This window comes from Martelella lutilitoris, from assembly GCF_016598595.1.
GTDB lineage: Bacteria > Pseudomonadota > Alphaproteobacteria > Rhizobiales > Rhizobiaceae > Martelella > Martelella lutilitoris_A.
This window is the reverse complement of record NZ_CP066786.1, coordinates 1,911,360-1,923,841: the sequence shown is the minus strand read 5'-3', so window position 1 is coordinate 1,923,841 and position 12,482 is coordinate 1,911,360. Positions and strand designations below refer to the sequence as shown.

Here is a 12,482-nt window from a genome sequence, read left to right as displayed (position 1 = left end):
CCGGCCTATTCGGACAGCAACGCTTCGACATGGCGGGGGATGACGCTCTCATATTCGCGCTTCGCCCGCTCCGCCCGCAGGATCGAGCGCACAAGATCATAGGCGTCTTCAAGGTCGTCGTTGACCACCACATATTCGTAGTCGCGCCAGCGCGAGATCTCGCCGGTCGCGTTTTTCAGGCGAACCTCCATCGCGGCCTTGCTGTCTTCCGCGCGCGCCATCAGCCGCTCCTTCAGCACCTTCATCGAGGGCGGAAGCACGAAGATGCCGACGACATCGCGCGGCAGGGCCTGTTTCAGCTGTTCCGCGCCCTGGACATCGATGTCGAACAGCACATCGCGACCGGCCGCAAGCGACTCCTCGACCGCCGCTCTGGGCGTCGCGTAGAAATTGCCATGGACCTCGGCCCATTCGAGAAACGCGCCCTCATCGCGTCTGGCAATGAACGCGTCGGGCTCCAGGAAGAAATAATGCACCCCTTCCTGCTCGCTCTTGCGGCGCGCCCGGGTCGTTGCGCTGATCGACAAATCGATCAGCGGGTCTTCGGCAAGAAGCCGCCGCGCGATCGTCGACTTGCCCGCGCCGGACGGGGCCGCCAGCACCAGCATGATCCCGCGTCGGTTTACAGCATTGCTTTCTGCCATCGCTCTACTCCAGATTCTGTATCTGCTCGCGAAACTGATCGATGACCGTCTTCAGTTCCAGTCCGGCCGCCGTCACCGCGACGGCGTTCGACTTCGAACAGATCGTGTTGGTCTCGCGATTGAACTCCTGCGCCAGGAAATCAAGCCTGCGCCCGCATGGCCCGCCCTGCCGCAAAAGCGCCCTCGCGGCTTCGACATGGGCGTTCAGCCGGTCGATTTCTTCCTGCAGGTCGGCCTTGGTGGCGAGCAGCACCGCCTCGGCGTAGAGCCGGTCCGCGTCGAGCGCGGGTGCGGCCTCCACCAGTTTCGCCACCTGCTCGGAGAGCTTTTCGGCAATCGTTGACGGAGAGCGGGAGGGGTCGCGCGCAATCGTTGCCGTCAGCGTTTCGATCCTGTCGATCTGGCGGGAGAGAACCGCGACGATCTTCTCGCCCTCATCGCCGCGCATGTCCGCCAGCCTGTCGAGCGCGCGATCGAGATCATCAAGGATCATGCGGTCGCGCGTTGCGATTGTCTCCTCGCTCTCCTCGACCTCGCGGAACTCGGCAACGCCGCGCATGCCGAGAAGGCCCTCCATGGTGAGCGGCCTGTCGTCAACGGCATCGCCGAGGCGCGCCTTGAGGTCGAGCACAGCCTGCAGCGCCGCCTCGTTGACGGCGAGTTCCAGCCTGCTCTCGGCAAGGGCGATCGACAGTGCCACCTGGACATTGCCGCGCGACAAACGGCCGGAGAGACGCTTGCGGACCTCACTCTCCAGATGATCGCTGCCCTGCGGCAGCCGGAGCCTGAAATCGAGCCCCTTGCCGTTGACGGATCGGAGTTCCCAGGACCAGCGATAGCGCTGCCAGTGCCCCTCGCTGCGGGCAAACCCCGTCATGGATTGCGGCTTCATGTCTTCCCCTCTTGCCCTCGCCCGGCAAGACCGGACATTCGCGGCGCAAACTACAGCATTTTCCCCGTGACGCTAAGCCGGCACGCCCAACGAGACGTCAATTCGCGCCCTGCTCGGCTTCAATCCTGCGCCAGCGGCGAACATTTGCATTGTGTTCGTCGAGCGTGCGGGCGAAGGCATGTCCGCCGGTGCCATCGGCGACAAAGTACAGGTCTTCGGTACGGGCCGGGTTTGCCACCGCCTCGAGCGCCGCCCGGCCGGGATTGGCGATCGGCCCCGGCGGCAGGCCGTTGATCCGATAGGTGTTGTAGGGCGTTTCCTTGTCGAGATCCGACCGGTAGATCGGCCGGTCGGACGGTTTGCCCTCGCCGCCGAAAAGGCCGTAGATCACAGTCGGGTCCGACTGCAGCCTCATGCCCCGCTCCAGCCGGTTGAGGAAAACGGCTGCGACCTGCGGCCGCTCGGAGGCAATGCCCGTTTCCTTCTCGACGATCGAGGCAAGCGTGACGAAATCGTCCTTGTTGTCGATCGGCAGACCCTGGTCCCGCTTCAGCCAGATCTCGTCGACCATGCGCTGCTGGCCCTCGCGCATCTGCTCGATGATCTCCGTGCGGTCCGTCCCCCGTGAGAAACGATAGGTCTCCGGCATCAGCGTGCCTTCGGGCGGCAGTTCCTCAGGCAGGTCTCCGCTCAGATTGGGATCGGAGGCGAGCCGGTCAAAGACCTGCCGGACGGTGAAGCCCTCGGGAAAGGAAATGCTGTAGAGAATGGATTTTCCCGATTCGAGCAGTGCGGCCACCTCGGACATGGAAGCGCCCGCCTTGATCTCGTAATCACCGGCCTTGAGCGTCTCGCCGTTTCTCAGATGGGCCGCCGTCACATAGCGGAAAATGCGCGAGTCGCTGACAATGCCGTTGCGCTCCAGATCCCGTGCTATGGTGGCAAGGCCCGCGCCGGCGCGCACGGTAAACTCCGCATTGACCGTCAGAGGGCCGGGTTCATTGTAGCTCGACTTCGCGTAGTAATAGATGCCGCCGACGGCCACCGCCGCAAGCACCAGCAGCGTCATGACGAAATTCAGGAAGGTCACGAACTGGCTCTTGGCCTTCCTGGAACGCTGGACGGGCTCGGGAACGCGCTCCGGCCGCAATGCCTCCCTGGCGGATTTCGGCACGACCGGCCGGCGGTCGTCTCCCGCGTTCTCGCCGTTCTTACGCCCGTTTTCCTGGTCAGAACCGCGCACCGGTAACCTCTCAAACAAAAACGGCCGCATCTTCCGATGATGCGGCCTCACACATCCTTGCCTGCGAAGGAGCAGAATCACAGCAGCAACGATATCGAATCCAAAGCCGAAGCCGTTGAACCTAGATAAGAAAACGGCCTCAAGATGTCAGCCGTTTCTTTTTCCCATCCACAAGGCTTGACGGCCGGTCAGCCGTCGTAGCGACGCAGGACGAGCGAGGCATTCGTCCCGCCGAAACCGAAGGAATTCGACAGCGCCACGTCGATATTGCGCTTGCGCGCGACCTTCGGCACGAGATCGATCGGCGTCTCGCGCTCGGGATTGTCGAGGTTGAGCGTCGGCGGCGCGACATTGTCGCGAATCGCAAGCGTCGAGAAGATCGCCTCGATCGCGCCGGCAGCACCGAGAAGATGACCGGTCGCCGATTTGGTGGACGACATCGCCACCTTGCCGGCATCCTCCCCCAGAAGCCGCTCGACGGCGCCGAGTTCGATCGTATCGGCCATGGTCGACGTGCCGTGGGCGTTGATGTAGTCGATCTCGCCCGGCGCAATGCCGGCGCGCTTCAGGGCCGAGGTCATGCAGCGGAAGGCGCCTTCGCCGTCCTCGCTCGGCGCGGTGATGTGGTAGGCATCGCCGCTGAGCCCGTATCCGACCACTTCCGCGTAGATCGTCGCGCCGCGGGCCTTGGCGTGTTCGAGCTCTTCAAGGACTACGATGCCGGCGCCCTCGCCCATGACGAAGCCGTCGCGGTCGACGTCATAGGGACGCGAGGCGCGCTGGGGATCGTCGTTGAAATCCGTCGACAGCGCCTTGCAGGCGGCAAAGCCGGCAAGCGACAGGCGGCAGATCGGCGATTCCGCGCCGCCGGCAACCATCACATCCGCATCGCCGAAGCCGATCAGCCGGCTGGCATCGCCGATGGCGTGCGCGCCGGTCGAGCAGGCGGTGACGACCGAATGGTTGGGTCCGCGCAGCTTGTGGCGAATGGAGACCTGGCCGGAGGCCAGATTGATCAGGCGGCCGGGAATGAAGAAGGGCGAGACACGGCGCGGACCGCGGTCGCGCAGGGTGTAGCCGGCTTCCACGATACCATCGAGACCGCCAATGCCGGACCCGATCAGGACGCCCGTCGAAATCTGGTCGTCATCGCTTTTCGGGTGCCAGTCGGCGTCGTTCAGCGCCATGTCGGCGGCGGCCATGGCATAGATGATGAAGGGGTCGACCTTGCGCTGTTCCTTCGGCTCGAGCCATTGATCCGCGTTGAAGGTCCCGTCGCTGCCGTCGCCCAACGGGATCGAACAGGCGATCTTGGCCGCCAGGTCTTCCGTCTCGAAAGCGGTGACCTTGGATGCGCCGTTTTTGCCTTCCAGCAAGCGCGACCAGGTGACCTCGGTTCCGCATCCCAGCGGCGTTACCATGCCCAGACCGGTGATTACTACACGCCTCATTGGTGGATCGCCCCTTTTCAGTTTCTTTTCGCCTCCGGCGCCGTTACGGAACCGGGTCGCCGCCATCCCAGCAAAGCGGCATTCTTATCCCTCGGTTGAACCGGGCGGCCAAGGAGACCGAACCATATTTGTCGGCCAAAGCAAGGCGCGCAGTGTCGACGCCGATGGCTGCCGGATCCGGTTCAGGATAAAAAAATGGCCCGTTTGACCGGGCCGATCAAGGCGGTATTCGGGCAATGCCCAGAAAACCGCCTGCTATTTGTCGTTCGATCAGGCCTGGGCCTTCTCGATAAACTTGATCGCGTCGCCGACGGTCAGGATGGAGTCGGCTGCATCGTCGGGGATTTCGACACCGAACTCTTCTTCGAAAGCCATGACCAGCTCGACAGTGTCGAGCGAATCTGCGCCCAGATCGTCGATGAAGCTGGCGCTTTCAACAACCTTGTCGGCGTCAACGCCCAGGTGGTCAACTACAATTTTCTTAACGCGTTCTGCGATATCGCTCATGTCGGTATCCTCGACCTGTCTCAAGTTCGATGGGATGCGCCAGGGCACCCCTTGAAAGTTAACGCCGTCCTATCCCTCGCTTCACGAAGAGATGTGGCGGCAAACACGTGAACCAACGCCCACATTGGAAAAAACCGGCCCGCAGGACCGGATCATCTCCGCTGGACTGTTCTTGGCAGTCCCGGCCCGCTTACCATGCTTTGTTCACGGCGCAAAGCCAAAAAAGCGCCGGTTTGCGGCGAGCGCGGGCATTTCAACCGCTCGCGTTCGCCAAAACGCGCCCCTTCGCTCAGACCATCACCATGCCGCCATTGACGTGCAGGGTCTGGCCCGTGACATAGCTCGCCTCGTTGGAGGCAAGATAGGTGACGGCGGAAGCGATGTCATCCCCGCTGCCCATGCGCTTCATCGGCACGGCGGAGAGAATGCCTTCCTTCTGCTTGTCATTCAGCTTGTCGGTCATAGCCGTCTCGATGAAGCCCGGCGCCACGCAGTTGACCGTGACGTTGCGGGGCGCGACTTCCTGCGCCAGCGATTTCGAAAAACCGATCATGCCGGCCTTGGCGGCGCAATAATTGGCCTGCCCCGGATTGCCGGTGACGCCGACGATCGAGGTGATGTTGATAACGCGACCGAAGCGGCGGCGCATCATCGGATGCATGATCGCCCGCGTCAGGACGAAGGCGGCGGTCAGGTTGACCTCCAGCACGCTTTCCCAGTCGGCATCGCTCATGCGCACGAACAGTCCGTCCTTGGTGATGCCGGCATTGTTGACCAGAATGTCGATGCCGCCGAGGTCTGCCTCGGCCTTCTCGCCGAGCGCCTTGACGGCGTCGCGGTCGGAAAGGTCGGCGGGAAACACGTGCGCCCGCTCGCCGAGATCGGCGGCCAGAGCCTCGAGCTTGGCAGCGCGCGTTCCGTGAAGGGCGACGGTTGCCCCCTGTGCGTGCAGCTGGCGGGCGATCGCCTCGCCGATGCCGCCGCTTGCGCCGGTTACGAGCGCCTTGCGCCCAGTCAGATCCAACATGTCAGAACCTCGTCCCGTAATTTCCGTGTGTCAGGGTCCGCGCGCGGCGAACCAATGTCAATCCATTCAGCCCTTGATGGCCTTCAGCACGCCGTCAATGTCATCGGGTCCGCCGACGGCAATGCCGTTGACCGAGCGATCGATGCGGCGCGCGAGACCCGTCAGCACCTTGCCGGCGCCGATCTCATAAAGCGTCTCGACCTCGTTGGCCGCAAACCAGCTCACCGTTTCGCGCCAGCGCACCCGGCCGGTCACCTGGGCGACCAGCAGGCTTGCGATCTCTTCCGGGTCCGAGACGGGTTCGGCGCGCACATTGGCAACCACCGGCACGACCGGCGCGCCCTTGCGCACTTCTGACAGCGCTTCCTCCATGGCATCGGCGGCAGGCGCCATCAGCGAGGAATGGAAGGGAGCCGACACCGGCAGCAGCAGCGCGCGCTTTGCGCCCTTGTCCGTTGCCAGCGCAACGCCCTTTTCAACGCCGGACTTTTCGCCGGAAATCACCACCTGGCCGCCGCCATTGTCATTGGCGATCTCGCAGACGCCGGCCGAGGACGCTTCCTTGCAAACCGCCTCGACATCCTCGAAGGCAAGCCCGATGATCGCCGCCATGGCGCCCTTGCCCACCGGCACGGCCTTCTGCATGGCGTTGCCGCGGATGCGGAGCAGCCGGGCGGTATCGGCGAGCGAAAACGTGCCGGCCGCGCAGAGCGCGGAATATTCGCCGAGCGAATGACCGGCCACATAGGCGACATCGTTTTTCAGGTCGAGGCCCTCGGCTTCCAGAACGCGGATCACCGCGAGCGACACGGCCATCAGCGCGGGCTGCGTATTGGCGGTCAGCTGAAGCTGGTCTTCCGGGCCTTCCCAGATCGTGCGGGACAGTTTTTCGCCGAGCGCGTCATCCACTTCCTCGAAGACGAGTCTTGCGGCGGTGAATTCATCCGCCAGCGTCTTGCCCATGCCGACGCTCTGGCTTCCCTGTCCGGGAAAGGTGAATGCGACTGTCATCTGCGGTCCCCTTGAGCCTCTCTTACCTTCTCTGTTCGCCGCGGCCGGCAAGAACCGCCGCGCGTCAAAGGCCTTCCATTTGACGTTTCGGCTGCTCGAGTCAATAGGCTCAGTGCGGACATCAGGCGACCGGGCGCGCCTCATTTGTGCCGCCGAAGCTTGCGCTTCGGCGCAATCCGGCTAGATTTCGTCAAAATCCTCCACGCTCAACTTTCAGGTAATTTCATGAAAACCAATCATTTAGGCCGTACCGGAATCGAAGTATCGCAAATCTGCCTTGGAACCATGACCTGGGGCACGCAGAACAGCGAGGCGGAAGCCCACGCCCAGATGGACTATGCCGTGGAAAACGGCGTGAACTTTTTCGATACCGCCGAAATGTATCCGGTCACGCCCTTGAGCGCGGAGACCTATGGCCGCACGGAAGAATTTGTCGGCACCTGGTTCGCGGGCCGCAAGAAGCGCGAGGATATCGTTCTCGCGACCAAGATCGCCGGCCCCGGCCGCCCGTGGGTGCGCGAAGGCAAGCCGATCACCCCGCAGGCGATCCGCAATGCGCTTGACGCCAGCCTGAAGCGGCTGAAGACCGACTATATCGACCTCTACCAGATCCACTGGCCCAATCGCGGCCATTTCCACTTCCGCAATTCCTGGACCTATTCTCCTTACGGCCAGGACCGCTACCAGAGCCATGTCGACATCGCCGAGACGCTCGACACGCTGGACAGGCTGGTGAAGGCCGGCAAGATCCGCGCCATCGGTCTTTCGAACGAGACGGCCTGGGGCACGATGCGCTATCTCAACCGCGCCGAACAGAACGACCGGACGCGGATTTCCACCGTCCAGAACGAATACAGCCTGCTCTATCGCCACCACGATCTCGATATGGCCGAGCTTGCCTATTACGAGGATGTCGGCCTGCTTGCCTTCTCGCCGCTCGCCACCGGTCTCCTGACCGGCAAATATCTCGGCGGAACGGTGCCCGCCGGCTCGCGCGCCTCGATCCAGCCGGAGCTTGGCGGCCGCCGCAAGCCGCAGCAGGAGCCGGCCGTTAAAGCCTATCTCGCCGTTGCCGAAAAGCACGGCCTCGACCCGGCGCAGATGGCTCTCGCCTTCGTTCTGTCGCGCCCCTTCGTCACCGCCGCGATCATCGGCGCGACCTCGATGGAACAGCTGAAGACCAATATCGCCGCCCACGAACTGACGCTGCCGGAAGCGGTTCTGGACGAGATCGCCAGGGTTCACCGGCAATTCCCGATGCCGATCTGACGGCAAAAGCCGGCGGCATATTGTTTCCGCGCGGCCACGCCCCATATGCGGTCGCTGGGACGCAATTTACGCCGGTTTATCAACCGGCCTGGCAGGGACAGGGACCGGAACTTGGACTACCTCTACATAACGCTCGGCCTCCTCGGACTTTACTTCGGCGCGGAATGGCTGGTCTCCGGCGCGGTGGCCACGGCGCGGCGGATCGGCATTTCACCCCTGATCGCATCGCTCGTCATCGTCGGCTTCGGCACATCGCTGCCGGAACTGCTGGTCTCGGTCAGGGCCGCGCTCACCGGCGCGCCCGGCATCGCGCTCGGCAATGTCGTCGGCTCCAACATCGCCAATATCCTGCTGATCGTCGGTCTTGCTGCCGTCATTTTCCCGATTGCCGGCTGGGACCGCTCCGTCCGGCGCGACGCGGCGACCATGGTAGCGTCAGCCGTTGTCCTTCTTTTTCTTGTCCAGTACGAGGTGATCGGTCGCCTCGCGGGCATCATGCTGCTGGCAATCCTCGCCCTGTATCTTTTGCGCACCTACATGTGGGCGCGCAGGACCGGCGCAAGCCTGAATGACGACGTCGAAGTCGATGTCGAGGCCATGCCGGTGTGGAAGATGGGATTGCTGATCGTGGCGGGCCTCATCGTTCTGCTTTTCGGCGCGGAATTCCTGATCCGCGGCGCGACCGAGCTTGCCGCCCATTTCGGCGTGTCGGATGCCGTTGTCGGGCTCACTGTCGTCGCCGTCGGCACCAGCCTGCCGGAACTGGCGACCGCCGTCGTCGCCGCGACCCGCCGCCATTCCGATGTCGCTATCGGCAACGTCACCGGCTCCTGTATCTTCAACACGCTCTGCATCCTCGGCGCCACCGCGGCCATCGCGCCGCTGCCGGTATCAGACGGCTTCGCCACGCTTGACGTGCCGGTAATGCTGGCGGCAAGCGTGTTTTTCGCGGGGATGCTGTTCTTCGCGCCGAAGTTTCACCGGGCGACGGGCGTGGTGATGGTGGTGGTTTATGCGGGGTATATCGCCTATCTCGTTTGACAAAGGCTTCAGCGGCCTCGAATTTCATCCCCCGATTCAGTCACGTGCTCGCATGTCGTGCAGGCGGCAATATGTTCGCGCGTCGGCCTGCGCGTGTTAACCCGGCTTTGCCTAATCGGCGCCAGGCTCGGCACCCAATTTACGCCCTTCGGTTGTCTCCTGCTTACTCACATGTTGGGACAGAAACAGGATGGATGTCACAGGTCGCTTCCGCCTGCGACGGGCAAAACCGGGGGCTGCTCGATCGTGCAAATCAACAAGACCGTCATCATTTCACTGCTTCTCTGTCTGCCGATTGGCGCATGGGGGGTGCTTGCGCCTGAGCAGATGGCGGCGAGCGTTCTGGGCTTCACCAGCTATTTCATGATCGGCGCCAGCTGGTGGTGGCTTGGTCTGTGTTCGGGTTTCGTGATTCTCGCCGCCTTTCTCGCCCTTGGCCCCTACGGCAACATCCGGCTCGGCAAGGATGACGAGAAGCCGGAATTTTCCTATTCATCCCGGATCGCGATGCTGTTTGCCGGCGGCATGGGCGCAGGGCTTCTCTTCTGGGGTGTTGCCGAACCGGTAACCCATTTCGAGAACCCGCCGGTCGGCGTCGGCGGATCGGCGGAAGCCGCGCGCCAGGCGCTCGTGATCACCAACCTGCACTGGGGTCTGCACGTCTGGTCGATCTACGGCGTGTGCGCTCTTGTCATCGCCTATTTCACGTTCCGTCTCGACAAGCCGCCGCTGATCTCGACGCCGCTGCGCGGGCTTTTCTCGGGCAGATCCGCCGAAGCTGCCGCAACGACGGCGGATGTCCTTAGCGTTGTTGCCGTTGTCAGATTGACTGCAAAAGCAGCAATTTCCGCGCCGTCGGCTTCTTCGATCCGAATCGACACGATACCGGTCCGGTTCGTTTTTCAGGAACGCCGCCGCGCGCCCGTCCGCCGCATTGGACCGGCATGAATGGAGAGAGCTTGCAATAGGAAACTTGTTAGTATAACAAGCAAGAAACTTAACCGAGGAATTTCAATATGCGGGCGATCATTGTGAAAGAGTTCGGCGCAGCCGATCAACTGTGTCTTGCAAGCCTACCCGCGCCTTCAGCGAACGAGGGCGAGATCGTTATCGATGTCGAGGCGGCCGGCGTAGGGCTCTTGGACGTCCTGCAGCGCAGGGGCCTTTTAGGTGGCACTCTGCCCGGTTTTGTTCCGGGCGTGGAGGTCGCGGGCACGGTTGCCCGCGTTGGCGCAGGGGTTGACGCCGCGCTCGTTGGAAAACGCGTCTTCGCCCTGGGTCAGGGCGGTTATGCCCAGCAATTTGTTGCCCGGGCCAGCAGGATGGTCGTGCTGCCTGAAAACGTTTCTGCCGCGGCGGCCGTTTCCCTCGGAACGAGTGCATTGGTGGCACGCTTCAGCCTCAGGCGAGCGCGACTTCAGGCCGGCGAAAGCGTCCTAGTCCGAGGGGCCAGCGGCGGCATCGGTTCCATGACGGTCCAGATGGCCGTGAATTCAGGAGCGGTTGTAACCGCCCTGACGAACGCCGCCGCCGCCGATCGTGTCGGAGCCCTCGGGGCCGAGCATGTCATACGGCGGGGCACCGGCGCCCGGCCCGACGGTCCCTTTGACGTCATCATCGACCCCGTAGCCGGCGACGATGGACCCGATATGGTCGCAGCCCTGAAGCCGAACGGACGTTACCTTGTGAACGGCGCGGCTGCCGGTTTTCCGCCCTCCGGCATTGATCGCGTCATGCTGCAGAACTTTTCAAGGTCGCTCACCTATTCGCTGTTCAGCCTTGATTCGGTGCGCGACGACGAATTGGTCTCCGCGGCAGAAGATATTTTCTCCGAGGCCGCAGGCGGAGCGCTTCGCCCGCTGATCGCTCAGATACTTCCCCTCCATCAGGCGCCACAGGCGCATGAGATGCTGGAGTCAGGAGGCATTTTTGGCAAGATCGTGATACAGCCGTAGAAAGTGCTCAATACGCGGCAGTGAGGTCCAGCCATGAAAGAAGGCCGTGTTCGGCAAACGCAGGAAGAGCGTCGGGACGAGTCGGAACAACGCATGCTTGCCGCCGGCATGCGCCTTGTCGCCGAGCACGGCCCCGAGAAGCTGACATTAACCGAAGTTGGCAGAAGCGCCGGCTATAGCCGGGGATTGCCTGCCCATCACTTCGGCTCGCGGGAACAGTATCTCAAGGCGCTGGCATCACACGTGGCGATCGAGTTTGATCAGACGCTTGCCTCGGCAGGCTCCGTTTCGGGGCTCGATGCTGTTCTCGAGATTACGCGAGCGGTGCTGGCACAGCTCCATGCGCATCCCTCACGGGGGCTCGCGACCCATGTCGTCCTGGCAGACGCCCGAAGAGACCAGGCCTTGTCCGAGGATATAGCGAGCTTGCGCGACAAAACCCTCGCTCTCCTGGCAAGCCACATAAGGGAGGGCATTCGGTCAGCCGAGATCCGAAGCAACGTCAGTCCCGAAATCGCCAGTCTGCTCATCGCTGCCGGTATTTGCGGACTCATTGACAGCTGGCTGGCCGATCCTGGTTTCAGCATCGCGACGGCCGGCGACCAATTGATCGACATGATTGAACTCGGACTCTCTGGCGAAGCGGCCACTTCTCGCAATACGGGAGTTGGATCGAAAGTCGGATGACGAAGCATTCCGTTGTTTCCCGTGCCGGCAGCAGCCGGGAAGCGCGCAGCGACGGGCCTTTTGTCCCTCCCCCTTGCATTCGGCCCGAAAATCCGTATAAGCCGCTCATCCAAAGGTCCGGTCTTCAGGCTGGTGGCTGAACGGAGGGCTGTTTTCGCCGTGGCGAGAACGCTTGGCGCGTAAAAGACGCCTGCCTCCCGTGTCGCCGCTCTCGACCGTCTCGTCTAACGCTTTTCTTGCCGGGTTTTCCCCTCAGGAGCAGTCGTTGAGGCTTAGCCGCCGAAGTCCGGGTCCTGGAAACGCAAGAAAGGCAAATATCAATGGCACTTTACGAACACGTGTTCCTGGCCCGCCAGGACATTACGGCGCAGCAGGTTGACGGCATCGTCGAGCAGTACAAGGGACTGATCGAAGAGCATGGCGGCAAGGTCGGCCGTATCGAGAACTGGGGCCTGAAGTCCCTCACCTACCGCATCAAGAAGAACCGCAAGGCGCATTACGCGCTGATGGACATCGACGCGCCGGCTGCCGCGATCCACGAGATGGAACGCCAGATGCGCATCAACGAGGACATCCTGCGCTACATGACCGTCAAGGTCGAAGCGCATGAGGAAGGCCCCTCGGCCATGATGCAGAAGCGCGACCGCGACGACCGTCCGCGCCGCGACGGCGGCCGTGACAACCGCGATCGTGGCGACCGCGGTGATCGTGGCGACCGCGGCGATCGCCGTCCGCGCAGCTGATTGCGAGATTTA

General features: G+C 62.8%; 13 protein-coding genes. 6 read left to right on the top strand and 7 right to left on the bottom strand.

Annotation, left to right across the window (positions count from 1 at the left end):
- Window positions 1-5: 5 nt before the first annotated feature.
- From gmk to fabD, 7 genes are all read right to left on the bottom strand, one after another.
- On the bottom strand, window positions 6-644 hold the full coding sequence (gene gmk / locus JET14_RS09110) for a guanylate kinase (protein WP_200337734.1): 639 nt from the start codon (window positions 642-644) through the stop codon (window positions 6-8).
- 4 nt (window positions 645-648) lie between these two features.
- Window positions 649-1,536 (bottom strand): YicC/YloC family endoribonuclease, encoded by an 888-nt coding sequence (locus JET14_RS09105; RefSeq protein ID WP_200337733.1) that lies wholly within the window; start codon window positions 1,534-1,536, stop codon window positions 649-651.
- Between the two features lie 97 nt (window positions 1,537-1,633).
- Window positions 1,634-2,809, bottom strand: coding sequence for an endolytic transglycosylase MltG (gene mltG, locus JET14_RS09100; RefSeq protein WP_200337732.1), 1,176 nt, complete (start codon window positions 2,807-2,809; stop codon window positions 1,634-1,636).
- Window positions 2,810-2,967: 158 nt separating this feature from the next.
- Window positions 2,968-4,230 carry a beta-ketoacyl-ACP synthase II gene (gene fabF, locus JET14_RS09095; protein WP_200337731.1) on the bottom strand — a complete coding sequence of 421 codons (1,263 nt, stop codon included), beginning with the start codon at window positions 4,228-4,230 and terminating at the stop codon, window positions 2,968-2,970.
- A 270-nt stretch (window positions 4,231-4,500) separates the two neighbouring features.
- Entirely contained in the window at window positions 4,501-4,737 is a 237-nt protein-coding gene (locus JET14_RS09090) for an acyl carrier protein (protein WP_018062986.1), read from the bottom strand.
- A gap of 289 nt (window positions 4,738-5,026) precedes the next feature.
- Window positions 5,027-5,764, bottom strand: a complete 738-nt coding sequence (fabG, locus tag JET14_RS09085) for a 3-oxoacyl-[acyl-carrier-protein] reductase (RefSeq protein ID WP_200337730.1) — start codon at window positions 5,762-5,764, stop codon at window positions 5,027-5,029.
- Window positions 5,765-5,830: 66 nt separating this feature from the next.
- Window positions 5,831-6,775, bottom strand: coding sequence for an ACP S-malonyltransferase (gene fabD / locus JET14_RS09080; RefSeq protein WP_200337729.1), 945 nt, complete (start codon window positions 6,773-6,775; stop codon window positions 5,831-5,833).
- Window positions 6,776-7,000: 225 nt separating this feature from the next.
- Between fabD and JET14_RS09075 the strand changes: the two genes are divergently transcribed.
- The 6 genes from JET14_RS09075 (at window position 7,001) to rpsF (ending at window position 12,470) form a co-directional block, all read left to right on the top strand.
- Entirely contained in the window at window positions 7,001-8,044 is a 1,044-nt protein-coding gene (locus tag JET14_RS09075; protein WP_200337728.1) for an aldo/keto reductase, read from the top strand.
- Window positions 8,045-8,155: 111 nt separating this feature from the next.
- On the top strand, window positions 8,156-9,085 hold the full coding sequence (locus tag JET14_RS09070; RefSeq protein ID WP_200337727.1) for a calcium/sodium antiporter: 930 nt from the start codon (window positions 8,156-8,158) through the stop codon (window positions 9,083-9,085).
- A gap of 246 nt (window positions 9,086-9,331) precedes the next feature.
- Window positions 9,332-10,033, top strand: a complete 702-nt coding sequence (locus JET14_RS09065) for a BCCT family transporter (RefSeq protein WP_246750580.1) — start codon at window positions 9,332-9,334, stop codon at window positions 10,031-10,033.
- A gap of 68 nt (window positions 10,034-10,101) precedes the next feature.
- Window positions 10,102-11,040 (top strand): quinone oxidoreductase family protein, encoded by a 939-nt coding sequence (locus tag JET14_RS09060; RefSeq protein WP_200337726.1) that lies wholly within the window; start codon window positions 10,102-10,104, stop codon window positions 11,038-11,040.
- A 33-nt stretch (window positions 11,041-11,073) separates the two neighbouring features.
- On the top strand, window positions 11,074-11,727 hold the full coding sequence (locus tag JET14_RS09055; RefSeq protein WP_200337725.1) for a TetR/AcrR family transcriptional regulator: 654 nt from the start codon (window positions 11,074-11,076) through the stop codon (window positions 11,725-11,727).
- Between the two features lie 320 nt (window positions 11,728-12,047).
- Window positions 12,048-12,470: a 30S ribosomal protein S6 gene (gene rpsF / locus JET14_RS09050; protein WP_200337724.1), complete on the top strand. Its 423-nt coding sequence runs from the start codon at window positions 12,048-12,050 to the stop codon at window positions 12,468-12,470.
- Window positions 12,471-12,482 lie beyond the last annotated feature (12 nt).

What these genes read in the sequence shown, in the direction of transcription:
- gmk (WP_200337734.1), bottom strand. Translation starts at nt 644, where the DNA reads ATGGCAGAAAGCAATGCTGTAAACCGACGCGGGATCATGCTGGTGCTG.
- JET14_RS09105 (WP_200337733.1), bottom strand. Translation starts at nt 1,536, where the DNA reads ATGAAGCCGCAATCCATGACGGGGTTTGCCCGCAGCGAGGGGCACTGG.
- mltG (WP_200337732.1), bottom strand. Translation starts at nt 2,809, where the DNA reads ATGCGGCCGTTTTTGTTTGAGAGGTTACCGGTGCGCGGTTCTGACCAG.
- fabF (WP_200337731.1), bottom strand. Translation starts at nt 4,230, where the DNA reads ATGAGGCGTGTAGTAATCACCGGTCTGGGCATGGTAACGCCGCTGGGA.
- JET14_RS09090 (WP_018062986.1), bottom strand. Translation starts at nt 4,737, where the DNA reads ATGAGCGATATCGCAGAACGCGTTAAGAAAATTGTAGTTGACCACCTG.
- fabG (WP_200337730.1), bottom strand. Translation starts at nt 5,764, where the DNA reads ATGTTGGATCTGACTGGGCGCAAGGCGCTCGTAACCGGCGCAAGCGGC.
- fabD (WP_200337729.1), bottom strand. Translation starts at nt 6,775, where the DNA reads ATGACAGTCGCATTCACCTTTCCCGGACAGGGAAGCCAGAGCGTCGGC.
- JET14_RS09075 (WP_200337728.1), top strand. Translation starts at nt 7,001, where the DNA reads ATGAAAACCAATCATTTAGGCCGTACCGGAATCGAAGTATCGCAAATC.
- JET14_RS09060 (WP_200337726.1), top strand. Translation starts at nt 10,102, where the DNA reads ATGCGGGCGATCATTGTGAAAGAGTTCGGCGCAGCCGATCAACTGTGT.
- JET14_RS09055 (WP_200337725.1), top strand. Translation starts at nt 11,074, where the DNA reads ATGAAAGAAGGCCGTGTTCGGCAAACGCAGGAAGAGCGTCGGGACGAG.
- rpsF (WP_200337724.1), top strand. Translation starts at nt 12,048, where the DNA reads ATGGCACTTTACGAACACGTGTTCCTGGCCCGCCAGGACATTACGGCG.